This window comes from Pseudomonas sp. MRSN 12121, from assembly GCF_000931465.1.
In the GTDB taxonomy this organism is placed as follows: Bacteria; Pseudomonadota; Gammaproteobacteria; order Pseudomonadales; family Pseudomonadaceae; genus Aquipseudomonas.
Genome location: NZ_CP010892.1, coordinates 6,605,026 through 6,627,289, shown reverse-complemented (window position 1 = coordinate 6,627,289; position 22,264 = coordinate 6,605,026). Strand labels below are relative to the sequence as shown.

The following is a 22,264-nucleotide window of genomic DNA, read 5'->3' as shown; positions in this document are numbered from 1 at the left end:
TGGTAGACTCCGCCGCCATTATGATTCGACTTCAGAACCTGACTTTACAGCGTGGTCCGCAGCGTCTGCTAGAAGACGCCGAGCTGACCCTGCACGCCGGCCAGAAAGCCGGTCTGATCGGTGCCAACGGCGCCGGCAAATCCAGCCTGTTCGCCTTGCTGCGCGGCGAGTTGCACCCGGATTCGGGTGACTGCTTCCTGCCGGCCGACTGGCGTATCGCCCACATGCGCCAGGAGGTCGATACCCTCGAGCGGCTGGCGGTCGACTACGTGCTCGATGGCGACCTGCGTCTGCGCCAGGTGCAGCGCGACCTGGCGGCCGCCGAAGCGGCCCATGACGGCACCGCCCTGGCGCGCCTGCATGCCGAGCTGGACAGCGCCGACGGCTATACCGCCGATGCGCGAGCGCGCAAGTTGCTGGCCGGCCTGGGTTTCAGCAACGAACAGATGGACCGTCAGGTCGGCGATTTTTCCGGGGGCTGGCGGATGCGCCTGAACCTGGCGCAGGCGTTGATGTGCCCATCGGACCTGCTGCTGCTCGACGAACCGACCAACCACCTGGATCTCGATGCGATCCTCTGGCTGGAAGACTGGCTCAAGGGCTACCCCGGTACCCTGCTGCTGATTTCCCACGACCGCGATTTCCTCGATGCGGTGGTCGACCATGTGGCTCATGTCGACCAGCGCAAGCTCACGCTCTACCGCGGTGGCTACAGTGCCTTCGAGCGGGCCCGTGCCGAACGCCTGGCGCAACAGCAGCAAGCCTACGAGAAGCAGCAGGCGCAACGTGCGCACATGGAAAAGTACATCGCGCGCTTCAAGGCCCAGGCCACCAAGGCCCGTCAGGCCCAGAGCCGAATCAAGGCCCTGGAGCGGATGGAGGAGCTGTCTGCGGCCCACGTCGACTCGCCGTTCGATTTCGTGTTCCGCGAGTCGGAGAAGATCTCCAGCCCGTTGCTCGACCTCTCCGATGCCCGCCTGGGCTACGGCGAAAAGACCGTGCTGGAGAAGGTCAAGCTGCAACTGACCCCGGGTGCGCGCATTGGCCTGCTCGGCCCCAACGGCGCCGGCAAGTCGACCCTGATCAAGAACCTCTCCGGCGAGCTGTCGCCGCTGGGCGGCCGCCTGACCCGTGGCGAGAATACCGTGGTCGGCTACTTCGCCCAGCATCAGTTGGATTCGCTCGACGCCAAGGCCAGCCCGTTGTTGCATCTGCAGCGCCTGGCGCCGACCGAGCGCGAGCAGACCTTGCGCGACTTCCTCGGTGGTTTCGATTTCCGTGGCGCGCGGATCGATGAGCCGGTGCTGAATTTCTCCGGTGGCGAAAAGGCGCGCCTGGCGCTGGCGCTGATCGCCTGGGGGCGGCCGAACCTGTTGCTGCTCGACGAACCGACCAACCACCTGGACCTGGAAATGCGCCTGGCGCTGACCATGGCCCTGCAAGAGTTCAGCGGTGCAGTGCTGGTGGTCTCTCACGATCGCCACCTGCTCAAGAGCACCACCGACAACTTCTTCCTGGTGGCCGACGGCAAGGTCGAAGAGTTCGACGGTGACCTGGACGACTACGCCCGCTGGCTGGTGGACTACCGCCTGCGCAACGCGCCGGCCAGCACCGGCCCGGTCAACCCGGACAAGACCGACAAGAAGGCCCAGCGCCAGGCGGCGGCCGCCCTGCGCCAGCAACTGGCGCCGCACAAGCGTGCAGCCGACAAGCTGGAAAGCGAGCTGGGCAAGGTCCACGAGCGGCTGGCGCAGATCGAGACCAGCCTTGGCGACAGTGGCCTCTACGAGGCGGCGCGCAAGGACGAACTGCGCGACCTGCTGGCCGAACAAGCCCGGCTGAAGGTGCGCGAAGGCGAGCTGGAAGAAGCCTGGATGGAAGCCCTGGAGTTGCTGGAAAGCATGCAGGCGGAACTGGAAGCCTTGTCCTGATGGAGGCCTTCAAGTTGCCGTTGCCGGCCGAGTGGATCGAGCCGCTGTGGATCGCCGTGCAGATCCTGCTGATCTTGCTGGCCGGCTACCTCGCCCAGCGTTTTGTCGCGCGTGGCCTGACTCGCCTGGGCGAACGTTATCCCTTTCCGCCGCAGTTGCTGATGCCGCTGCGCGGAGGCCTGCGCTGGCTGATCATGGGCAGCGCGCTGATTTTCGTCCTGGGCCGGCTCGGGGTCTCGGCGACGGTGCTGTGGACCGCGCTTTCCGGCTTTGTCGCGGTGGCGGCGGTGGCGTTCTTCGCCATGTGGAGCGTGCTGTCCAACCTGCTCTGCGCGATTCTGATCTTCACCGTGGGCCCATTCCGCATCGGTGATGTGGTCGAACTGGTGGACACCCTCGACAAGCCGGGCATCAAGGGCCGGGTGGTGGCGATCAATCTGCTGTACACCTCGCTGATCGAAGCCGAGGAAGCCGGAACCGGCGGGGCGATGGTCCAGGTGCCCAATAGCCTGTTCTTCCAGCGTTCGGTGCGGCGCTGGCGCGGCAGCGATGTGGTATCGGTGGGCAGCGGCGAGAAGTAGCCCTCGTGCGGCTGCCACTGGCGGGCCGACAAAAATCTATGGTCATCCGCCCGCTCGCGCATTAGCTTAGGCGTCTACGACGAATTCGAGCCGAGGTGTGCGATGGTTCTTGAGACATGGCTGGCATTTTTTGCCGCCTGCTGGGTGATCAGCCTTTCCCCTGGAGCCGGCGCCATTGCGTCGATGTCCTGTGGCCTGCAATACGGTTTCTGGCGCGGCTACTGGAACGCCCTGGGCCTGCAACTGGGCCTGGCGATGCAGATCGCGATTGTCGCCGCCGGCGTGGGAGCGATTCTCGCGGCCTCCTCGACAGCCTTTTACGCGATCAAATGGTTCGGCGTGGCGTACCTGGTCTACCTCGCCGTCAAGCAATGGCGCGCACTGCCCAGCGACCTGAGTGACGACGCCGCGATCCGCCCGATCGGCAAGCCCCTGGCCCTGGTGTTCCGCGGGTTCCTGGTCAACATCAGCAACCCCAAGGCGCTGGTGTTCATGCTGGCGGTGCTGCCGCAGTTCATCGATCCGCACGCGCCTCTGGTGAAGCAGTACCTGATCCTCGGCGCGACCATGATCGCCGTCGACCTGATCGTGATGGCCGGCTACACCGGGCTGGCCTCGAAGGTGCTGCGCCTGCTGCGTACGCCGACCCAGCAGCGCCGCATGAACCGCACGTTCGCCGGGCTGTTCCTGGGGGCTGCCGGGCTGCTGGCAACGATCCGCAAAGCGCCGGTCTGAGACAGACGCCGCTTAACAACAAGGCGCCCCTCGGGGGCGCCTTTTTTATGTCCGACAGGGGAAGGGGGCAGCGGCGAACGGCTCTTGAGCGAGCGCGGGGATTTATTTCATGTTTCTTCAGGAAACCCGGGGGACCGGGCCGCACAAGGCTTTGAGCCAGCATCGGGCCCTTGGCGAAGCCGGGTGGTTACATGACAGCGCTTGAGTGAAAGTCACTCTAAGTGAACAATGTGTTACTTCGTATTTCCATTTGAGATTCGTTCATGACTGCCCCCTCCCGTTTTCTGGCGTGGCTTGTACTGCCAGTATTGGCCCTGTGCAGCTCCAATCTGCTGGCAGACACCGTAGAAGGCGCGCCCAAGGCGCTGCATCTGCTCGACTACATTGGTGCGGATTATCCGCCGACGGTCGAGGCGGGCAAGGTGATCGACGAGTCCGAGTACCGCGAGCAGGTCGAATTCCTCGGCGTGTTGCAGGGGCTCATCGCCGAGTTGCCGGCCAAGCCGGAAAAGGCCGAGCTGGAGCAGGGCGTCGCCAGCCTGGACAGTGCGATCAAGGCCAGGGCCGAAGGCGCGGTCGTCGCTCGCCAGGCGCGGCAACTGGGGGCCAGGCTGGCGGTGGCCTATGAGGTCAGCCAGGCGCCGATCATCACTCCCGATCCGAGCCGTGGTGCGCCGCTGTATGCCCAGCACTGCTCGGTGTGCCATGGCGATACCGGCGCCGGCGACGGCCCGGCCGGGGTCGGCCTGACGCCGCCGCCCGCCAACCTGCGGGATGCGGCCCGCCTGGATCACCTGAGCCTCTACGCGATCTACAACACCCTTGGCCTGGGCGTCGAAGGCACCGACATGCCGTCCTTCGCCGATCAACTGGATGACCGGCAGCGCTGGGACCTGGCGACCTATATCGCCGGCTTCACCGCCGATCCGGCTGCTGCCAAAGGTGACAAGAACTACAACCTCGCCGACCTGGCCCGCCAGACGCCGAGCGAGGTAGAGGCCGTCGAAGGCTCGCAGGCCGTGGCCACGTTCCGCGCCCAGCGCGCCCAGCCGCCGCAGGTCAAGCGCGGCCCGGCGCAGTTGCTCGACTACACCGCCTCTACCCTGGACAAGAGCCTGGCCGCCTACCGCGCTGGCGACCGCGAGCAGGCCTATGACCTGTCGGTAGCGGCGTATCTGGAAGGCTTCGAGCTGGTGGAGAGCTCTCTGGACAACGTCGACAGCAACGTGCGCAAGGATTCGGAGAAGGCCTTGATGGCCTACCGCCAGGCGTTGCAGGACGGCTTGCCGGTAGCACAGGCCGAGCAGCGCCTGGAGGCCGCCAAGGCCAAGCTGAAGGAGTCCGCGGGCCTGTTGGGCGGCGATGGCTTGAGCTGGTCGCTGAGCTACATCTCCGGCTTGCTGATCCTGCTGCGCGAAGGCCTGGAGGCCATCCTGGTGCTGGCGGCGGTCCTGGCGTTCCTGCGGAACACCGGCCAGCAATCGGCGGTGCGCAGCGTCAATATCGGCTGGGGCCTGGCCTTGCTGGCCGGCCTGGGCACCTGGGCGCTGGCGGCCTACGTGATCGATGTCAGCGGCTCCCAGCGTGAACTGCTGGAAGGCGCCACGGCGCTGTTCGCCAGCGTCATGGTGCTGTGGCTCGGGGTGTGGATGCACGATCGCCGGCATGCGGCGGCCTGGCAGGACTACATCAAGAGCAGCCTGGTGAGCGGCGGCGGGCGTTTCGGTTTCGCGGTGCTGGCGTTCTTCTCGGTCTATCGCGAGCTGTTCGAAGTGATCCTGTTCTACGAAACCCTCTGGCTGCAGGCCGGCCCGGCGGGTCATGAGGCGGTGCTGGCCGGTGGCGCCACGGCGCTGGTGCTGCTGGTCGGCCTGGCCTGGGTGATCCTGCGCGGTTCGGCCAAGCTGCCGCTGACGCTGTTCTTCGGGATCAATGCGGCGTTGTTGTGTGCCTTGTCGGTGGTCTTCGCCGGGCATGGCGTCAAGGCGCTGCAAGAGGCCGGGATCTTCGGCACGCGGCCAGTGGCGTTCTTCGACTTCGACTGGCTGGGGATTCACGCCGACGCCTACTCGCTGACCGCCCAGGCGGTGGCGATCGTGGCGATCATCGTGCTCTACAGTCGCAGCCGCATCACCGAGAAGCGCCGGGCCCAGGTTTCCTGAGGCATCCGCTTCGCTCATTATCGCGGGCAAGCCTCGCTCCTACAGCGATCACTGTAGGGAGCGAGGCTTGCCCGCGATGCTTTTCAGAGGAATGACGCAATGCGTGTGTGGATCGATGCCGATGCCTGCCCCAAGGCGGCGAAGGACCAGGTGGTGAGGTTTGCCCTCAAGCGCCAGTTCGAACTGGTGCTGGTGGCGGGGCAGCCGCAGATCAAGCCGGCGTTCGCCTGCGTCAAGTTGATCGTGGTGCCCAGCGGCCCGGATGCGGCCGACGACTATCTGGTGGAGCACGCCGTGCCGGGCGAGCTGGTGATCTGTAGCGACGTGCCCCTGGCCGACCGGCTGGTGAAGAAGGGCGTCGCCGCCCTCGATCCGCGGGGCAAGGAGTTCGACGCGCAGAACATGGGGGAGCGGCTGGCGGTGCGCAACCTGTTTACCGATCTGCGTGAGCAGGGGCAGGTGGGCGGGGGGCAGGGGCCGTATGGCGATCGGGAGAAGCAGGCTTTCGCCAATGCCCTGGACCGGATCCTGACGCGACTGGCGCGCCAGGCCTGATTCACGCGGTGTGGCGAGCGCGGCTGGTCGCTCGCCACGGCTGCGGGGTCATTCGTCGTTGTCGTGGGTGAGTTCCAGTACCCGGTCCACCAGCTTGTTGATCCCGCCCGCCGCTTCGCCGATGGACTGCGCGAGCATATAGGCCGGGGTGCTGACCAGCTTGCGCGCCTTGTCCTCGATGATGTCGCCGACGACGCACTCTTCGTGGGTGGCGCCCATTTTCTTCACAGCGGCCGCGGTGTCGGCGTCGTTGCCAATGGTGCAGGTCACGCCCGGCCCGTAGATTTTCGCCGCCAGGGCCGGCGAGATGCAGATCAGGCCTACCGGCTTGCCGGCTTCGGCGAAGGCTTCGGTCAGCGCCAGGACATCGGGCTGGACCGCGCAGCCGGCGCCTTCGATGGCGAAGTTGGAGAGGTTCTTGGCCGCGCCGAAGCCGCCCGGGACGATCAACGCGTCGAAGTCTTCGGCGTTGGCCTCGCGGATATCCTTCACCTGACCGCGGGCGATGCGCGCCGACTCCACCAGGACATTGCGCGACTCGGGCATCTCTTCGCCCGTCAGGTGGTTGATCACGTGCAACTGGGCGATGTTGGGGGCGAAGCACTGCACCTGCGCGCCGCGCTGGTCCAGGCGCAGCAGGGTGATGACGCTTTCATGGATCTCGGCGCCGTCATAGACGCCACAGCCGGAAAGGATCACTGCAACTTTTTTGCTCATGGTTTGTTCTCCAGATTCATGGCGTCAAATGTCCACTAATTTGTCGCCCGTTGCCATAGGGTTATCCCGCTGCCGGACCTAATCTTCGCCAAGGTTTGCGATGGGGCGTGTGATGAATTTCATTCTGTATGCGGTGCCGTTCTTCTTTGTGCTGATTGCCCTCGAACTGCTGGTCGACCGCTGGCGGGGGGTGAGCAACTATCGGGTCGCGGATGCGATCAACAGCCTCAGTACCGGGGCCTTGTCGACCACCACCGGGCTGCTGACCAAGGGCGTCGGGCTGGTGACCTACGCGTTTGCCCTGGAGCACCTGAGTCTGTTTAGCCTGTCGGCCGACAGCGCCTGGACCTGGGTATTCGCCTTTGTGCTCTACGACCTTTGCTACTACTGGCTGCACCGCATGGGGCATGAGCGCAACATCCTCTGGGCGGCGCATTCGGTGCACCACCAGAGCGAGGACTACAACCTGTCCACGGCATTGCGCCAGACCAGCACCGGTTTCTTGCTGAGCTGGATCTTCTATCTGCCGATGGCGGTGCTGGGGGTGCCGCTGCTGGTGTTCGTCAGCGTGGGCGCGTTGAACCTGCTGTACCAGTTCTGGGTGCATACCCGGCATATTCCCAAGCTGGGCTGGTTCGAGTGGTTTTTCGTCTCGCCGTCCAATCATCGGGCTCACCATGCGCAGAACGCTCTCTACATGGATCGCAACTACGGTGGCGTGTTCATTATTTGGGACCGTCTGTTCGGCACCTTCCAGGAGGAGGATGACAACGAGCCGCCGGTGTTCGGCGTCACCACGCCGCTGGCGAGCTGGAACCCGGTGTGGGCCAACCTGCAGTTCTACGCCCAGCTGCTGGCCGATGCGCGGCGTGCCGAGCGCTATCGGGACAAGCTGAGGATCTGGTTCATGCGGACCGGCTGGCGCCCGGCGGATGTGGCGGCCAGATACCCGATGGGCAAGCCGGACCTTGCCCTGTTCCGCAAGTTCGAGGTGCCGCTGGATGTCGGGCAACAGCTCTATGTGGTGCTGCAATTCGCGGTATACGCGGCTTTTGGCAGTTACCTGATGACGCAGGGCGAACAACTGCCGGTCGCCGCCCTGGTACTGGGCGGGGGCGCCACGACCCTGGGGCTGTTCGTGCTGGGGGTGATGCTGGAGAACCGCCCGTGGGCGCTGAAGATGGAGTTGCTGCGGCTGGCATCGAACCTGCCGCTGGTGTGGCTCGCGCCCCTGGTCGGGCTATGGCCGGCCAGCGCTTTGGGCTGGGTCGGCCTGGTCAGCTACAGCCTGCTCAGCGGCATCGCGCTGTATGGCTGTCGGGCCCGCCTTACTCGGCTGGCGTCTTAGGCTTGCAGCTGGCGTCCTGCTTGACCTGTTCGGCTTCGTAGATGGCCTTGGCCAGCCGCGCGTTCTTGAAGCGGCGTCGCAGCCACAGGGCGAAGCCCAGGACCAGCAAGGCGCCGAGCACCCACAGCTCGTATTTCTTGATGCTGCCCAGCATGCCTTCCAGGACCGCGCCGAAGTGATAGGCCGCGGCGGCCAGGGCGGCGGCCCAGATCGCCGCGCCAATGCCGTTGAGCAACAGGTAGCGTCCCGGCGGATACCCCGACAGGCCGATGGCCACCGGCATCACCGTGCGCAGGCCATAGACGAAGCGAAAGCTCAGTACCCAGATGTCCGGATGCTTGCGGATATGCTCCAGCGCCCGATCGCCCATCATCTGCCAGCGTGGCTTGCGCGCCAGCAGCTTGCGCCCGTGCTTGCGGCCCAGGAAGTACCACAGCTGGTCGCCGGCATAGCTGCCGAAGAACGCCACGACCACCACCAGGTTGATGTCCATGTATCCGCGAAACGCGAGGAAACCGGCCAGGACCAGGATGGTCTCGCCTTCGAAGAACGTGCCGAGAAAGAGGGCGAAGTAGCCGAATTCCTGAAGAAATTGTTGGAGCATTGTCTGGATGCTGGCGAAATGAACGCGCAGCCTACCCCTTCGAGCCCATGGAGGAAAGTATCCAAATGTGTCTCGACGTGAACAAATGCTGGCCGGACAATAGCTGCGACTACCGGTCACAGGGTTAAGCACAACTGTCATCCGTTCGTCATAATGGCCGCTTATAACTGTCACGCTCGCCCGCCTGCCCGGGCTCAGGAGTCTGTCGTGAGCTTTACCCCAGCCAACCGCTTGTTTCCTGCCACCCGCCTGCGCCGCAACCGTCGTGATGACTTCTCTCGTCGCCTGGTTCGTGAAAACGTCCTGACCACCGACGACCTGATCCTCCCGGTTTTTGTGCTCGATGGTGAGAATCGCCGGGAAGCGGTGACGTCGATGCCGGGAGTCGAGCGCCTGACCATCGACCTGTTGCTCGAAGAAGCGGCGCAGTGGGTCGAGCTGGGGATTCCCGCGCTGGCGCTGTTCCCGGTGACCCCGACCGAGCTCAAGTCGCTGGACGCCGCCGAAGCCTGGAACCCGGACGGTATCGCCCAGCGCGCCACCCGTGCGTTGCGCGAGCGTTTCCCGGAGCTTGGGGTGATCACCGACGTGGCGCTGGACCCGTTCACCACCCACGGCCAGGACGGCATTCTCGACGAAGACGGTTACGTGCAGAACGACATCACCGTCGATGCCCTGGTCAGGCAGGCGTTGTCCCATGCCGAAGCGGGAGCCCAGGTGGTGGCGCCTTCGGACATGATGGACGGCCGCATCCAGGCGATCCGCGAAGCCCTGGAGCTGGCCGGACACGTCAATGTGCGGATCATGGCCTACTCGGCCAAGTACGCCAGCGCCTACTATGGCCCGTTCCGCGAGGCGGTCGGTTCGGCGCTGAACCTGGGCAAGGCCAACAAGGCCTCCTACCAGATGGACCCGGCCAATAGCCATGAAGCCCTGCATGAAGTGGCCGCCGACCTCGCCGAGGGCGCGGACATGGTCATGGTCAAGCCGGGCATGCCGTACCTGGACATCCTTTTTCGGGTCAAGGATGAATTCAAGGTGCCGACCTTTGTCTATCAGGTCAGCGGCGAATACGCCATGCACATGGCGGCGATCCAGAATGGCTGGTTGAGCGAAGGGGTGATTCTCGAATCCTTGACCGCCTTTAAACGTGCGGGTGCCGATGGCATCCTGACCTACTTTGCCGTTCGTGCTGCTCAATTGTTACGAGAGCAAAAATAGCCCTCCCAGGAACACGCGATGAATACCGAAGGACTCACTGAAGTTGCCGTAAAAGAAGCTCAGCCCGTGGTCGAGCAGGTCGTCGAAACGCCTCCGGAGCTCGAAGCCCCGCCCGTGCAGGCGGATGCGCCCCATGTGGCGATGCCGACCCTGGTCATTCCGAGCCTGGATGACAGCAGCCTGTACATCCATCGCGAGCTGTCGCAACTGCAGTTCAACATCCGCGTGCTGGAGCAGGCGCTGGATGAGTCCTACCCGTTGCTGGAACGCCTGAAGTTCCTGCTGATCTTCTCCAGCAACCTGGATGAGTTCTTCGAGATCCGCGTCGCCGGCCTGAAGAAGCAGATCACCTTCGCCCGCGAACAGGCCGGCGCCGATGGCCTGCAACCGCACCAGGCGCTGGCGCGCATCAGCGACCTGGTACACAGCCAGGTCGACCGCCAGTACGCGATTCTCAACGACGTCCTGCTGCCGGAGCTGGAGAAGCACCAGGTCCGCTTCATCCGCCGTCGTTACTGGACCGCCAAGCTCAAGACCTGGGTGCGTCGCTACTTCCGCGACGAGATCGCCCCGATCATCACGCCGATCGGCCTCGATCCGACCCACCCGTTCCCGTTGCTGGTGAACAAGAGCCTGAACTTCATCGTCGAGCTCGAAGGGATCGACGCCTTCGGCCGCGACTCCGGCCTGGCGATCATTCCGGCGCCGCGCCTGCTGCCGCGGATCATCAAGGTGCCGGAAGAAGTCGGCGGCCCTGGCGACAACTATGTGTTCCTGTCGTCGATGATCCACGCCCACGCCGATGACCTGTTCCAGGGCATGAAGGTGAAAGGCTGCTATCAGTTCCGCCTGACCCGCAACGCCGACCTGGCGCTGGACTCCGAGGACGTCGAAGACCTGGCGCGCGCCCTGCGCGGCGAACTGTTCTCCCGCCGCTACGGTGATGCGGTGCGCCTGGAGGTGGCCGATACCTGCCCGAAACACCTCTCCGACTACCTGCTCAAGCAGTTCAGCCTGAGCGAGACCGAGCTGTACCAGGTCAACGGTCCGGTCAACCTGACGCGCCTGTTCAGCATCACCGGCCTGGACAGCCACCCGGAGCTGCAATACACCCCGTTCACCCCGCAGATTCCCAAGCTGCTGCAGAACAGCGAGAACATCTTCAGCGTGGTCAGCAAGCAGGACATCCTGCTGCTGCACCCGTTCGAATCCTTCACCCCGGTGGTCGACCTGCTGCGCCAGGCCGCCAAGGACCCGCACGTGCTGGCGGTACGCCAGACCCTGTATCGCAGCGGCGCCAACTCGGAAATCGTCGACGCCCTGGTGGACGCGGCGCGCAACGGCAAGGAAGTCACCGCGGTGATCGAGCTGCGGGCGCGTTTCGACGAAGAGTCCAACCTGCAACTGGCCAGCCGCCTGCAAGCGGCCGGTGCGGTGGTGATCTACGGCGTGGTCGGCTTCAAGACCCACGCCAAGATGATGCTGATCCTGCGCCGCGAAGCCGGTGAGATCGTGCGTTATGCGCACCTGGGCACCGGTAACTACCACGCCGGCAACGCCCGCCTGTATACCGACTACAGCCTGCTGACCTCCGACGACGCCCTGTGCGAGGACGTCGGCAAGCTGTTCAGCCAGCTGATCGGCATGGGCAAGACCCTGCGCATGAAGAAGCTGCTGCACGCGCCGTTCACCCTGAAGAAGGGCATGCTCGACATGATTGCCCGCGAGACCCAGTTCGCCCTGGACGGCAAGCCGGCGCACATCATCGCCAAGTTCAACTCGCTGACCGATCCGAAGATCATTCGCGCGCTGTACAAGGCCAGCCAGTCGGGCGTGCGCATCGACCTGGTGGTGCGCGGCATGTGCTGCCTGCGGCCGGGCATCGCCGGCGTGTCGCATAACATCCATGTGCGCTCGATCATCGGCCGCTTCCTGGAGCACACCCGGGTGTTCTATTTCCTCAATGGCGGCGAGGAGCAGATGTTCCTCTCCAGTGCCGACTGGATGGAGCGCAACCTCGACAAGCGCGTCGAGACCTGCTTCCCGGTAGAGGGCAAGAAGCTGATCCTGCGGGTCAAGAAGGAGCTGGAAAGTTATCTCACCGATAACACCCACAGCTGGAGCCTGCAGTCGGACGGGCGCTACATCCGCAATACCCCGACCGGCAACCAGAACCCGCGCAGCGCCCAGGCCACCTTGCTGGAGCGTCTCGGCAGCCCGGTGCTGACGGTGCGTTGAGACGGCGCCCATGAAAAAGCCGGCTTGCCGGCGATGGTCCCTTCAACGGGGCGCCATCGCCGGCAAGCCGGCTTTTTTGTGCGCGGGATCAGTGCACGTTGAGGGTGATACCGACCCGGGTCAGCCATTCCGCTTCCAGGGCGAAGTCGGCCTGGGTCAGCTGGTTATCGTCCAGCCATTGTTTCGGGAAAATCACGTCCAGGCTGTCGCCGGCGGCGTGCAGCTTCACCTGGGGCATTTCCTGGGTGCCACGGATGTGGTGGAACAGGATGGCGAAACGCAGCAGCACGCACAGGCGGATCAGCTTGCGGCCTTCCTCGCCGAATTCGGCGAACTTGTCCTTGGGAATGTTGCGGCGGTGGCCGCGTACCAGTAGCGCGAGCATTTGCTGGTCTTCGCGGGAGAAGCCCGCCAGGTCGGAGTGCTCGATCAGGTAGGCGCCATGCTTGTGGTAGTGGTAGTGGGCGATATCCAGGCCCACTTCATGGACCTTGGCGGCCCAGCCCAGCAATTCGCGCCAGATGCCGTCCTGCAGGTCCCAGTCCTCGGCCACCTGGTCGAAGGCATGGAGCGCCTTGCGCTCGACCCGTACTGCCTGCTCCTGATCGACGTGGTAGCGCTCCATCAGCGAGCCCAGGGTGCGCTCGCGCACGTCTTCGTGGTGATGGCGCCCCAGCAGGTCGTAGAGCACGCCCTCGCGCAGCGCGCCTTCGCAGTGGTCCATGCGCTGCAGTTCGAGGGCATCGAAAATCGCTTCGAGAATCGCCAGGCCGGCCGGGAAGATCGCGCGGCGATCCGGCTTGATGCCTTCGAAGTCGATTTTCTCGGCGTCGCCCAGCTTGAACAGCCGGCGCTTGAGCCAGGCCAGGCCCTCGGCGTTGACTTCGCCGCTGCCATGGCCGCCGGCCTTGAGCGCCAGGCCAATGGCGCGAATGGTGCCCGAGGAGCCAATGGCTTCATCCCAGGTCAGGCGGTGCAGGGCGTGTTCGATGCTCATGATTTCCAGGCGCGCCGCGGTGTAGGCCTGGGCATAGCGCGCCGGGGTGATCTTGCCGTCGCGGAAATAGCGCTGGGTGAAACTGACGCAACCCATCTGCAGGCTCTCGCGCAACAGTGGCTCGAAGCGCTGGCCGATGATGAATTCGGTACTGCCGCCGCCGATATCGGCAACCAGGCGCTTGCCCGGGGTGTCGGCGAGGGTGTGGGACACGCCCAGGTAGATCAGGCGGGCTTCTTCGCGGCCGGAGATGACCTCCACCGGGTGGCCGAGGATCTCTTCGGCGCGGCGGATGAACTCGCCACGGTTGCGGGCCTCGCGCAGGGCGTTGGTGCCGACGATGCGCACAGCCCCCAGGGGCATGCCGTTGATCAGCTGGGCGAAGCGCTTCAGGCAATCGAGCCCGCGCTGCATGGATTCTTCGTTGAGTTGACGGTCTTCATCGATGCCGGCGGCCAGCTGAACCTTTTCACCGAGCCGCTCGAGAATGCGGATTTCATTATGGTGAGCCTTGGCCACGACCATGTGAAAGCTGTTGGAGCCCAGGTCGATGGCGGCGATCAGGGACAGATTCTTGGCTTGGGATTGCGGCATGGTTTGGGGGTCTCGGTCGATAACCTTGCCATCCTGCCACGATCAATCGCTCGCGCCAACGCGCAGTGTCCAATGCGTTGATTCAACGCATGAAACCTCGCGCAGCCGGCCGCCGCGGTCGCTACGGCAGGCTATAAGCCAGGCGTTGCCGTGCTGGTCCCGCGGGGGCATGGCGCGATTGGCGGCAGTGGCTGCAGGGTCAAGCGTTCTCGACGCTGCCAATGAAATTCGCCAGTTCCGCTGTCTGCGGATGAGCGAACAGCACTTTCGGGTCGCCGGTTTCATGCACTTTGCCCTGGTGCATGAACACCAGCTTGTCCCCCACTTCCCGGGCAAAGCGCATTTCGTGGGTCACCATGATCAGGGTCATGCCGTCCTTGGCCAGCTGGCGCACCACGCTCAGCACTTCGTTGACCAGCTCCGGGTCCAGGGCCGAGGTGATTTCGTCGCACAGCAGCACCTTCGGCGACATGGCCAGCGCCCGGGCAATCGCCACCCGCTGCTGCTGGCCGCCGGACAGGCGATCGGGGAAGGCGTCGAACTTCTCTTCCAGGCCAACCCGCCGGAGCATTTCCCGCGCCAGCTCGGCGGCTCTGGCCTTGGGCACCTTCTGCACCACCTGCGGAGCCAGCATGACGTTCTCGCCGACGGTCAGGTGCGGGAACAGGTTGAACTGCTGGAACACCATGCCGACCTTCTGCCGCAGGCTGCGCAGGTCGGCGCGGGCAGCGTCGAGGTATTCGCCGTCGACTTCGATGACCCCGTCGTTGATCGACTCCAGGCCGTTGAGGGTACGCAGCAAGGTGCTTTTGCCCGAGCCGCTGCGGCCGATGATCGCCACCACCTGGCCTTCCTCGATGCTGAGGTCGATGCCCTTGAGCACATGGTGGTCGCCGTAATATTTATGCAGGGCGGAAATTCTAAGCAGAGGCATGCAGTCTCCTTTCCAGGTAGCGCGCACTGAGGGACAGGGGGTAGCACAGCAGGAAGTAACCGAGCGCCACCAGGCCGTAGACCATGAAGGGTTCGAAGGTGGCGTTGGCGAGCATGCCGCCGGTCTTGGTCAGTTCGGTGAAGCCGATGATCGAGGTCACGGCGGTGCCCTTGACCACCTGCACCGAGAAACCCACGGTAGGCGCCACGGCGATGCGCAGCGCTTGCGGCAGGATCACATGGCGCAGTTGTTCATAGGGGGTGAGCGCCAGGCTGGAGGAGGCCTCCCACTGGCCGTGGGGGATCGACTCGACGCAACCGCGCCAGATCTCCGCCAGGTAAGCGCTGGTGAACAGGGTCAAAGCAATGGCCGCCGCCAGCCAGGGCGAGATATCGACCCCCAGCAGGGCGACACCGAAGAACACCAGGAACAGTTGCATCAATAACGGCGTGCCCTGGAACAGCTCTATATAAAGGCGGGCGAACTGGCGGGGGAAAGCCTTCCTGGAAATGCGCAGGGTCATGACCAGCAGGCCGATCAGGCCGCCGCCGACAAAGGCCACCAGCGACAGCACCAGCGTCCATTGCAGGCCGGCCAGCAGGTTGCGCAGGATGTCCCAGAAACTGAAATCGCTCATTGGCTGTTCCTCGCGATATAGCGGCGCCCGAGCCAATTCAGCAACTGCCGGATCAGCAGGGCCATGCACAGGTAGATCAGCGTGGTCAGGGCGTAGGTTTCAAAGGCGCGGAAGTTGCGCGACTGAATGAAGTTGGCGGCGAAACTCAGCTCCTCCGTGGCGATCTGCGAACACACCGCCGATCCGAGCATGACGATGATGATCTGGCTGCTCAGGGCCGGCCAGACCTTGCTCAGGGCCGGTAGCAGCACCACGTGGCGGAAGGCTTCCAGGCGCGTCATCGCCAGGGCCGCGGCCGCTTCCAGCTGGCCGCGCGGGATGGCCTGGATGCCGGCGCGGATGATTTCCGTGGAATAGGCGCCCAGGTTGATCACCATTGCCAGCACTGCGGCCTGCCATTCGGAAATCTGCAGCCCCAGCGAAGGCAGGCCGAAGAAGATGAAGAACAGCTGGACCAGGAACGGGGTGTTGCGGATCAGTTCGACATAGACGCCGAAGAGGGCCGAGAAGGGCTGGATCTTCCAGGCCCGCACTAGCGCGCCGATGATCCCCACGCCGACGCCGAGCACGGCGCCGATGGCGGTCAGCTCAAGGGTGAACAGGGCTCCGCGCAGCAGCAGGCCGGTGTTTTCCAGCACCGGCAGAAAGTCGAACTGATAAGCCATGGCGAGCCTCCGTGAACGCGATCAGAGGCCGGCCGGCAGCGGCTGCTTGAGCCACAGCTGGGCGTTCTTATCCAGGCTGCCGTCGGCCTTGGCGTCGGTCAGGATCCGATTGACCTGGGCGAGCAGCTCGGGCTGGTTCTTGTTGACGCCGACGTAGACCGGGGAGTCCTTGAGCTTGACCTTCATCGCCGGGATGCGCTTCGGATTGCGCTCGCTGATGGCGACCATCACCACGTTGCCGCTGGCGATCAGGTCGACCTGGCCGGCCAGGTAGGCGGCGATGGTCGAGTTGTTGTCCTCGAAGCGCTTGATGGTCACGCCCTGCGGGGCGACGGCGGTCAGCTCGATGTCTTCGATGGCGCCGCGGGTGACGCTGATGGTCTTGCCCTTGAGGTCGTCGAGGCTGGCGACAGGCGCCTCGGGCGGGCCGAACACCGCCAGGTAGAAGGGCGCGTAGGCCTGGGAGAAGTCGATGACCTTCTCGCGCTCGGGGTTCTTGCCGAGGCTGGAGATCACCAGGTCGACCTTGCCGGTGGTCAGGAACGGAATGCGGTTGGTGCTGTTGACCGGAGTCAGCTCGAGCTTGACCTTGAGCCGCTCGGCCAGCAGTTTCGCGGTGTCGATATCCAGGCCGCGGGGTTGCATGTCCGGGCCCACCGAGCCGAACGGTGGGAAGTCCTGGGGCACGGCGACCTTGAGAGCGCCACGGGCGACGATGTCGTCCAGGCCGCTGGCATGGGCGGGCGCCTGGCCCAGCATCAGGCTGGCAAACAGGGCAGAGAGCAGGGCGCTGAAACGCTTGGTCATGGCAAATCTCCGGATTCACGGGGAGTGATTTCTGCGCTGGCACACAGCACAGCCCGTGCCAAACGCCGGAAAAGGCCCTGGAGCGCTGGAGTTTGCTGGTTTTGTTCGGTCTTACTGGTCTGAACAGTGGGCAGCTTTGCCGCCCCTTTATCGAGCGTCCGGCCGTGCACCCGAACCCCCTTGGGGCACGACTTGCCGGCCCTGGCGAATAGCTTTACAACTAGGTTTTTCCTGGACCGGCCAACCTGAACCCTATGAACTCGATCTCCCGCGCCGTACCCGAAGTGGCGTTGCAAGGCATTCGCCAATTGATCAGCGAGCGCGGTTTCGGCCCGGGCGATGCGTTGCCCTCGCAGCGCGATCTGGCCGTGCAACTGGGGGTCAGCCGGGCTTCGTTGCGCGAGGCGCTGTCATCGTTGAGCGCCCTGGGGGTGATCAGCGTGCAGCCGGGCAAGGGGGTCTTTGTGCAGACGGCGCAAGCGCCGGTCAACGGCGTCGGGTTGAGCTGGCCGTTCGCGGCCCAGGCCTCGCCGGCGGACATCTTCCAGCTGCGCTACGCCCTGGAAGGCTTCGCCGCCGGCCTGGCGGCCGTGACCCTGACCGCCGACGAACTGGATGCCTTGCAGGATAATGTCGAGGCAATGCGTGCCGAGTTGCGGGCGGCGGATTTCGAGGCGGCGGCCCGGCTGGACTTCGAGTTTCACCAGAAGATCCTGCTGGCCAGCGGCAACCAGGCGATGTCGAGCATTCTCAGCACCAGCGCAGAGATCTTCCTAGAGAGCCAGAAACTACCGTTCATCCGGCCCGAGCGGGCCATGGAAACCTGGCAGGAACACCGCAAGATCCTTCGCGGACTGGCCCGGCATGCCTCGGGGCCGGCCCAGAAAGCCATGCAGGAGCATGTGCGCGGCGCGGCCCTGCGCACCGGAATCGCCTTCGTCACGCCTGTGTAGCGGTGAATTGGGCTATACCCAAACTCATCGGGCACCATAGCGAGAGTCAATCAACTCCGGCTTCCTGAACGCGGGAAGGGCGGCTATGATGGGCCACGTTTTTTTGCTTACAACCTGGAGACTTCCATGAGCAGCGATCTTATCAAACACGTTAGCGACGCTAGCTTCGAGACTGACGTACTCAAGGCCGAAGGCGCTGTACTGGTCGACTACTGGGCTGAGTGGTGCGGCCCATGCAAGATGATCGCTCCGGTCCTGGACGAAATCGCTGAAACCTACAAAGGCAAGCTGACCGTTGCCAAGCTGAACATCGACGAAAACCAGGAAACCCCGGCCAAGCATGGCGTGCGTGGTATCCCTACGTTGATGCTGTTCAAGAACGGCAATGTTGAAGCGACCAAGGTCGGCGCTCTGTCCAAGTCGCAGCTGGCTGCTTTCCTCGACGCCAACATCTGATCGTCGTTGTAAATGGCATCAAAAAAGCCCCGTAAATAGCGGGGCTTTTTCATTATTCAGGGCTAGACGCTCAGAAAATCAGGTGTTACATTCGGCCCCGCACTGGTTTCTCCTCTGCCCCCTGCAAGCCGTCGCCGACGCTCTCCTTTTCGAATAAGTACGCGATCCTGTCGCCTTCTCCGCGGCGCGGCCTCATTAAGCCAAAAGCTTAATTTCCCCCCTCCATAAATGATTACGTCATTCCTATATGAATCTGACTGAACTCAAGCAAAAGCCGATTACCGAACTGCTCGAATTGGCCGAACAGATGGGCATAGAAAATATGGCCCGTTCGCGCAAGCAGGACGTGATTTTCTCCCTGCTGAAAAAGCACGCGAAAAGCGGTGAGGAAATCTCCGGTGATGGCGTGCTGGAGATCCTCCAGGACGGCTTCGGCTTTCTTCGCTCCTCCGACGCCTCCTACCTGGCCGGCCCAGACGATATCTACGTCTCCCCGAGCCAGATCCGTCGTTTCAACTTGCGCACCGGTGACACCATCGTTGGCAAGATCCGCCCTCCAAAGGAAGGCGAGCGTTACTTCGCGCTGCTGAAGGTCGACACGATCAACTACGATCGTCCCGAGAACGCGAAGAACAAGATCCTGTTCGAAAACCTGACGCCGCTGTTCCCGACCGTGCGCATGAAGATGGAAGCCGGCAACGGTTCCACCGAAGACCTGACCGGTCGTGTCATCGACCTCTGCGCGCCGATCGGCAAAGGCCAGCGTGGCCTGATCGTTGCCCCGCCGAAAGCGGGCAAGACCATCATGTTGCAGAACATCGCGTCGAACATCACCCGTAACAACCCTGAAGTTCATCTGATCGTGCTGTTGATCGACGAGCGTCCGGAAGAAGTGACCGAGATGCAGCGCACCGTGCGCGGCGAAGTGGTCGCCTCGACGTTCGATGAGCCGCCGACCCGCCACGTGCAGGTTGCCGAGATGGTGATCGAGAAGGCCAAGCGCCTGGTCGAGCACAAGAAGGACGTGGTGATCCTGCTCGACTCCATCACCCGCCTGGCCCGTGCCTACAACACCGTGATCCCGAGCTCCGGCAAGGTGCTGACCGGTGGTGTCGATGCCCACGCCCTGGAAAAACCGAAGCGTTTCTTCGGCGCCGCGCGGAACATTGAAGAAGGCGGCTCGCTGACCATCATCGCCACCGCGCTGGTCGAAACCGGCTCGAAGATGGACGAAGTGATCTACGAAGAGTTCAAGGGCACCGGCAACATGGAGCTGCCACTGGACCGTCGTATCGCCGAGAAGCGTGTGTTCCCGGCCATCAACATCAACAAGTCCGGCACTCGCCGCGAAGAGTTGCTGACCGCCGACGACGAGTTGCAGCGCATGTGGATCCTGCGCAAGCTCCTGCATCCGATGGATGAAGTCGCCGCCATCGAGTTCCTGGTCGACAAGCTGAAGCAGACCAAGACCAACGATGAGTTCTTCCTGTCGATGAAACGCAAGTAAGTCGAGCGGGACCGCAAAGGCCGGGGAAACCCGGCTTTTTGCTATCTGAATTATCGATGAACGGCAGTTCACTGTTCTGAACAGTCGGGTTCGGCGCTAAACTGCCAGCCCCGAACGCCACGGCCAAAACGAGGCTCACGCATGCAGTATCGCGACTTGCGCGACTTTATCAGCGGCCTGGAACAGCGCGGCGAACTCAAGCGCATCCAGGTTCCGGTGTCCCCAGTGCTGGAAATGACCGAGGTCTGCGATCGCACCTTGCGCGCCAAAGGCCCGGCCCTGCTGTTTGAAAAGCCTACCGGCTACGACATCCCGGTGCTGGGCAACCTGTTCGGCACCCCGGAGCGGGTAGCGCTGGGCATGGGCGCCGAAGCCGTCAGCGAGCTGCGGGAAATCGGCAAGCTGCTGGCGTTTCTCAAGGAGCCCGAGCCGCCCAAGGGCCTGAAGGACGCCTGGTCCAAGCTGCCGATCTTTCGCAAGATCATTGCCATGGCGCCCAAGGTGGTCAAGGACGCGATCTGCCAGGAAGTGGTCATCGAAGGCGATGACGTCGACCTGTCGCGGCTGCCGGTGCAGACCTGCTGGCCAGGCGACGTCGGGCCGCTGATCACCTGGGGCCTGACCGTCACCAAGGGCCCGAACAAGGATCGGCAGAACCTCGGCATCTACCGCCAGCAGGTGATCGGTCGCAACAAGGTGATCATGCGCTGGCTGAGCCATCGCGGCGGCGCGCTGGATTACCGCGAATGGTGCGAGAAGCACCCGGGCCAGCCGTTCCCGGTCTCCGTGGCCCTCGGCGCCGACCCGGCGACCATTCTCGGCGCGGTCACCCCGGTGCCGGACAGCCTGTCCGAATACGCCTTCGCCGGCCTGCTGCGGGGCAACCGCACCGAGCTGGTGAAGTGCCGTGGCAACGACCTGCAGGTGCCGGCCACCGCGGAGATCATCCTGGAAGGGGTGATCCATCCGGGCGAGATGGCCGACGAAGGCCCGTACGGCGACCACACCGGCTACTACAACGAAGTCGACAGCTTCCCGGTGTTCACGGTCGAGCGCATCACCCACCGGCAGAAGCCGATCTACCACAGCACCTATACCGGACGCCCGCCGGATGAGCCGGCGATTCTCGGCGTGGCGCTGAACGAAGTGTTCGTACCGATCCTGCAGAAGCAGTTCCCGGAAATCACCGACTTCTACCTGCCGCCCGAAGGCTGCTCGTACCGCATGGCGGTGGTGACCATGAAGAAGCAGTATCCCGGCCACGCCAAGCGGGTGATGCTGGGTGTCTGGTCGTTTTTGCGACAGTTCATGTACACCAAGTTCGTTATTGTCACCGACGACGATGTCAACGCACGCGACTGGAACGACGTGATCTGGGCCATCACCACGCGCATGGACCCCAAGCGCGACACGGTGATGATCGACAACACGCCGATCGACTACCTCGACTTCGCCTCGCCGGTTTCCGGCCTGGGGTCGAAGATGGGGCTCGATGCCACGCACAAATGGCCCGGTGAAACCACCCGCGAGTGGGGCCGGGTAATCGTCAAGGATGAGGCGGTGACCCGCCGGATCGATGCCATCTGGAATCAGTTAGGAATAGATTGATGCGTGTAACCTTGCAGCCCTCCGGAGCGGTGCTTGAGACGCTGCCCGGCGAGCGGATTCTCGATGCGGCGCGGCGCCTGGGCCATGAGTGCCCGCAAAGCTGTCGCAATGGCAACTGTCATGTGTGCTGCGCCTTGCTGGTAGAGGGCAGCGTCCTGCAGGCCGGCGAAGTGCGCGACCACGGCGAGTTCTACACTTGCATTGCAGAGCCGCTGGAAGACTGCATCGTGCTGTGGGATGGCGTCCTTGCGCTGGGAGAGCTGCCGGTGCGCAGTATGTCGTGTCAGGTCACCGAGTGTCTGGAAGTCGGCGGCGATGTCTGGCGGGTCCGGCTGCGGGCGCCCGCCGGCAAGCCGCCGCGCTACCACGCTGGCCAGTACCTGATGCTCGAGCGCGAGAACGGCGAGAAATCGGCGTTTTCCCTGGCCTCGGCACCGCATTCCGGGCGCGAGCTGGAATTGCATGTACTGGTGCGCGAAAGCAGTGCACAAAGCCTGATCGAGCAGTTGCAGCGCAACGGCAACGTGCGCGTCGAACTGCCTTTTGGCGATACCCACCTGGCCGAGCTGCCCGAAGGGCCGCTGGTGCTGATTGCCGCCGGTACCGGCATGGCGCAGATGCACAGCCTGATCGAGCATTGCCGCGCCAAGGGCTTCAAATACCCGGTGCACCTGTACTGGGGCGTGCGCCGGCCGGAGGATTTCTACCGGATCGAGCATTGGGACGAATGGCAGACGCTGCCCAACCTGTTCCTGCACCAGGTGGTCAGCGATCTCTGTGGCTGGGAGGGCCGCTGCGGCCTGTTGCACGAAGCGGTGAGCGAGGACATCGCCGACCTGTCGACCGTGCACGTCTACGCCAGTGGTTCGCCGGCGATGATCTACGCCACGCTGGATGCGCTGGTCGAGGCAGGCATGGACGCGCACCAGATGCGCGCGGATGTTTTTGCCTATGCCCCCAGGTCCTGAGTGCTCGGGATTCTTTCGTTATAACTTCCCATATAGCCCATCGGTA

The 22,264-nt window shown here is 63.9% G+C and carries 20 protein-coding genes; 13 read left to right on the top strand and 7 right to left on the bottom strand.

Features of this window, described 5'->3' with window-relative positions:
- Positions 1 to 20: 20 nt before the first annotated feature.
- From TO66_RS30255 to TO66_RS30235, 5 genes are all read left to right on the top strand, one after another.
- The gene (locus TO66_RS30255) at positions 21 to 1,931 is read left to right on the top strand and encodes an ATP-binding cassette domain-containing protein (protein WP_044465696.1); all 1,911 of its coding nucleotides are present in this window, start codon (positions 21 to 23) and stop codon (positions 1,929 to 1,931) included.
- Positions 1,931 to 2,512, top strand: a complete 582-nt coding sequence (locus TO66_RS30250; protein ID WP_044465695.1) for a mechanosensitive ion channel family protein — start codon at positions 1,931 to 1,933, stop codon at positions 2,510 to 2,512. The genes TO66_RS30255 and TO66_RS30250 overlap by 1 nt, the downstream gene beginning before the upstream one ends.
- A gap of 102 nt (positions 2,513 to 2,614) precedes the next feature.
- A complete protein-coding gene (locus TO66_RS30245) occupies positions 2,615 to 3,247 on the top strand; it encodes a LysE family transporter (protein ID WP_007926706.1) in 633 nt (210 codons plus the stop codon).
- A gap of 263 nt (positions 3,248 to 3,510) precedes the next feature.
- Positions 3,511 to 5,409: a cytochrome c/FTR1 family iron permease gene (locus TO66_RS30240; protein ID WP_044465694.1), complete on the top strand. Its 1,899-nt coding sequence runs from the start codon at positions 3,511 to 3,513 to the stop codon at positions 5,407 to 5,409.
- Between the two features lie 99 nt (positions 5,410 to 5,508).
- On the top strand, positions 5,509 to 5,964 hold the full coding sequence (locus TO66_RS30235; RefSeq protein ID WP_044465693.1) for a YaiI/YqxD family protein: 456 nt from the start codon (positions 5,509 to 5,511) through the stop codon (positions 5,962 to 5,964).
- A 48-nt stretch (positions 5,965 to 6,012) separates the two neighbouring features.
- On the opposite strand, the gene elbB is transcribed toward TO66_RS30235, so the two are convergent.
- Entirely contained in the window at positions 6,013 to 6,681 is a 669-nt protein-coding gene (elbB, locus tag TO66_RS30230; protein WP_044465692.1) for an isoprenoid biosynthesis glyoxalase ElbB, read from the bottom strand.
- 112 nt (positions 6,682 to 6,793) lie between these two features.
- Here elbB and TO66_RS30225 point away from each other — a divergent pair, with 112 nt between their 5' ends.
- On the top strand, positions 6,794 to 8,029 hold the full coding sequence (locus TO66_RS30225) for a sterol desaturase family protein (RefSeq protein WP_044466190.1): 1,236 nt from the start codon (positions 6,794 to 6,796) through the stop codon (positions 8,027 to 8,029).
- On the opposite strand, the gene TO66_RS30220 is transcribed toward TO66_RS30225, so the two are convergent.
- Positions 8,010 to 8,633, bottom strand: coding sequence for a DedA family protein (locus TO66_RS30220; RefSeq protein WP_044465691.1), 624 nt, complete (start codon positions 8,631 to 8,633; stop codon positions 8,010 to 8,012). The two genes, TO66_RS30225 and TO66_RS30220, sit on opposite strands and share 20 nt — an antisense overlap.
- A 207-nt stretch (positions 8,634 to 8,840) precedes the next feature.
- Between TO66_RS30220 and hemB the strand changes: the two genes are divergently transcribed.
- Positions 8,841 to 9,854 carry a porphobilinogen synthase gene (hemB, locus tag TO66_RS30215; protein ID WP_044465690.1) on the top strand — a complete coding sequence of 338 codons (1,014 nt, stop codon included), beginning with the start codon at positions 8,841 to 8,843 and terminating at the stop codon, positions 9,852 to 9,854.
- A gap of 18 nt (positions 9,855 to 9,872) precedes the next feature.
- Entirely contained in the window at positions 9,873 to 12,092 is a 2,220-nt protein-coding gene (ppk1, locus tag TO66_RS30210; RefSeq protein WP_044465689.1) for a polyphosphate kinase 1, read from the top strand.
- Positions 12,093 to 12,180: 88 nt separating this feature from the next.
- Here ppk1 and ppx read toward each other — a convergent pair whose 3' ends face one another.
- The 5 genes from ppx to TO66_RS30185 all read right to left on the bottom strand — a co-directional run bounded on the left by ppx (position 12,181) and on the right by TO66_RS30185 (position 16,726).
- Positions 12,181 to 13,683, bottom strand: a complete 1,503-nt coding sequence (gene ppx / locus TO66_RS30205; protein ID WP_044465688.1) for an exopolyphosphatase — start codon at positions 13,681 to 13,683, stop codon at positions 12,181 to 12,183.
- A 199-nt stretch (positions 13,684 to 13,882) separates the two neighbouring features.
- A complete protein-coding gene (locus tag TO66_RS30200) occupies positions 13,883 to 14,617 on the bottom strand; it encodes an amino acid ABC transporter ATP-binding protein (RefSeq protein ID WP_044465687.1) in 735 nt (244 codons plus the stop codon).
- The gene (locus TO66_RS30195; protein WP_044465686.1) at positions 14,604 to 15,254 is read right to left on the bottom strand and encodes an amino acid ABC transporter permease; all 651 of its coding nucleotides are present in this window, start codon (positions 15,252 to 15,254) and stop codon (positions 14,604 to 14,606) included. Before TO66_RS30195 ends, TO66_RS30200 begins: the two co-directional genes overlap by 14 nt.
- Positions 15,251 to 15,919 carry an amino acid ABC transporter permease gene (locus TO66_RS30190; protein WP_044465685.1) on the bottom strand — a complete coding sequence of 223 codons (669 nt, stop codon included), beginning with the start codon at positions 15,917 to 15,919 and terminating at the stop codon, positions 15,251 to 15,253. Before TO66_RS30190 ends, TO66_RS30195 begins: the two co-directional genes overlap by 4 nt.
- Before the next feature lie 21 nt (positions 15,920 to 15,940).
- Positions 15,941 to 16,726 carry a transporter substrate-binding domain-containing protein gene (locus tag TO66_RS30185; protein WP_044465684.1) on the bottom strand — a complete coding sequence of 262 codons (786 nt, stop codon included), beginning with the start codon at positions 16,724 to 16,726 and terminating at the stop codon, positions 15,941 to 15,943.
- Positions 16,727 to 16,980: 254 nt separating this feature from the next.
- On the opposite strand from TO66_RS30185, the gene TO66_RS30180 reads away from it, so the two are divergent.
- The 5 genes from TO66_RS30180 to TO66_RS30160 all read left to right on the top strand — a co-directional run bounded on the left by TO66_RS30180 (position 16,981) and on the right by TO66_RS30160 (position 22,218).
- The gene (locus TO66_RS30180; protein WP_044465683.1) at positions 16,981 to 17,679 is read left to right on the top strand and encodes a FadR/GntR family transcriptional regulator; all 699 of its coding nucleotides are present in this window, start codon (positions 16,981 to 16,983) and stop codon (positions 17,677 to 17,679) included.
- Between the two features lie 126 nt (positions 17,680 to 17,805).
- Positions 17,806 to 18,135, top strand: a complete 330-nt coding sequence (gene trxA, locus TO66_RS30175) for a thioredoxin TrxA (RefSeq protein ID WP_044465682.1) — start codon at positions 17,806 to 17,808, stop codon at positions 18,133 to 18,135.
- Between the two features lie 247 nt (positions 18,136 to 18,382).
- The gene (rho, locus tag TO66_RS30170; RefSeq protein ID WP_044465681.1) at positions 18,383 to 19,642 is read left to right on the top strand and encodes a transcription termination factor Rho; all 1,260 of its coding nucleotides are present in this window, start codon (positions 18,383 to 18,385) and stop codon (positions 19,640 to 19,642) included.
- 141 nt (positions 19,643 to 19,783) lie between these two features.
- Positions 19,784 to 21,250 (top strand): 4-hydroxy-3-polyprenylbenzoate decarboxylase, encoded by a 1,467-nt coding sequence (gene ubiD, locus TO66_RS30165; protein WP_044465680.1) that lies wholly within the window; start codon positions 19,784 to 19,786, stop codon positions 21,248 to 21,250.
- Positions 21,250 to 22,218, top strand: a complete 969-nt coding sequence (locus tag TO66_RS30160; RefSeq protein WP_044465679.1) for a CDP-6-deoxy-delta-3,4-glucoseen reductase — start codon at positions 21,250 to 21,252, stop codon at positions 22,216 to 22,218. The genes ubiD and TO66_RS30160 overlap by 1 nt, the downstream gene beginning before the upstream one ends.
- Positions 22,219 to 22,264 lie beyond the last annotated feature (46 nt).

Bases quoted from the DNA above. Each gene is read 5' to 3' on its own strand.
- TO66_RS30190 (WP_044465685.1), bottom strand. From the start codon at position 15,919: ATGGCTTATCAGTTCGACTTTCTGCCGGTGCTGGAAAACACCGGCCTG.
- TO66_RS30245 (WP_007926706.1), top strand. From the start codon at position 2,615: ATGGTTCTTGAGACATGGCTGGCATTTTTTGCCGCCTGCTGGGTGATC.
- TO66_RS30160 (WP_044465679.1), top strand. From the start codon at position 21,250: ATGCGTGTAACCTTGCAGCCCTCCGGAGCGGTGCTTGAGACGCTGCCC.
- elbB (WP_044465692.1), bottom strand. From the start codon at position 6,681: ATGAGCAAAAAAGTTGCAGTGATCCTTTCCGGCTGTGGCGTCTATGAC.
- ubiD (WP_044465680.1), top strand. From the start codon at position 19,784: ATGCAGTATCGCGACTTGCGCGACTTTATCAGCGGCCTGGAACAGCGC.
- rho (WP_044465681.1), top strand. From the start codon at position 18,383: ATGAATCTGACTGAACTCAAGCAAAAGCCGATTACCGAACTGCTCGAA.
- ppx (WP_044465688.1), bottom strand. From the start codon at position 13,683: ATGCCGCAATCCCAAGCCAAGAATCTGTCCCTGATCGCCGCCATCGAC.
- TO66_RS30185 (WP_044465684.1), bottom strand. From the start codon at position 16,726: ATGACCAAGCGTTTCAGCGCCCTGCTCTCTGCCCTGTTTGCCAGCCTG.
- TO66_RS30235 (WP_044465693.1), top strand. From the start codon at position 5,509: ATGCGTGTGTGGATCGATGCCGATGCCTGCCCCAAGGCGGCGAAGGAC.
- TO66_RS30250 (WP_044465695.1), top strand. From the start codon at position 1,931: ATGGAGGCCTTCAAGTTGCCGTTGCCGGCCGAGTGGATCGAGCCGCTG.
- TO66_RS30180 (WP_044465683.1), top strand. From the start codon at position 16,981: ATGAACTCGATCTCCCGCGCCGTACCCGAAGTGGCGTTGCAAGGCATT.
- TO66_RS30225 (WP_044466190.1), top strand. From the start codon at position 6,794: ATGAATTTCATTCTGTATGCGGTGCCGTTCTTCTTTGTGCTGATTGCC.
- TO66_RS30195 (WP_044465686.1), bottom strand. From the start codon at position 15,254: ATGAGCGATTTCAGTTTCTGGGACATCCTGCGCAACCTGCTGGCCGGC.
- trxA (WP_044465682.1), top strand. From the start codon at position 17,806: ATGAGCAGCGATCTTATCAAACACGTTAGCGACGCTAGCTTCGAGACT.
- TO66_RS30220 (WP_044465691.1), bottom strand. From the start codon at position 8,633: ATGCTCCAACAATTTCTTCAGGAATTCGGCTACTTCGCCCTCTTTCTC.
- ppk1 (WP_044465689.1), top strand. From the start codon at position 9,873: ATGAATACCGAAGGACTCACTGAAGTTGCCGTAAAAGAAGCTCAGCCC.
- TO66_RS30255 (WP_044465696.1), top strand. From the start codon at position 21: ATGATTCGACTTCAGAACCTGACTTTACAGCGTGGTCCGCAGCGTCTG.
- TO66_RS30240 (WP_044465694.1), top strand. From the start codon at position 3,511: ATGACTGCCCCCTCCCGTTTTCTGGCGTGGCTTGTACTGCCAGTATTG.
- TO66_RS30200 (WP_044465687.1), bottom strand. From the start codon at position 14,617: ATGCCTCTGCTTAGAATTTCCGCCCTGCATAAATATTACGGCGACCAC.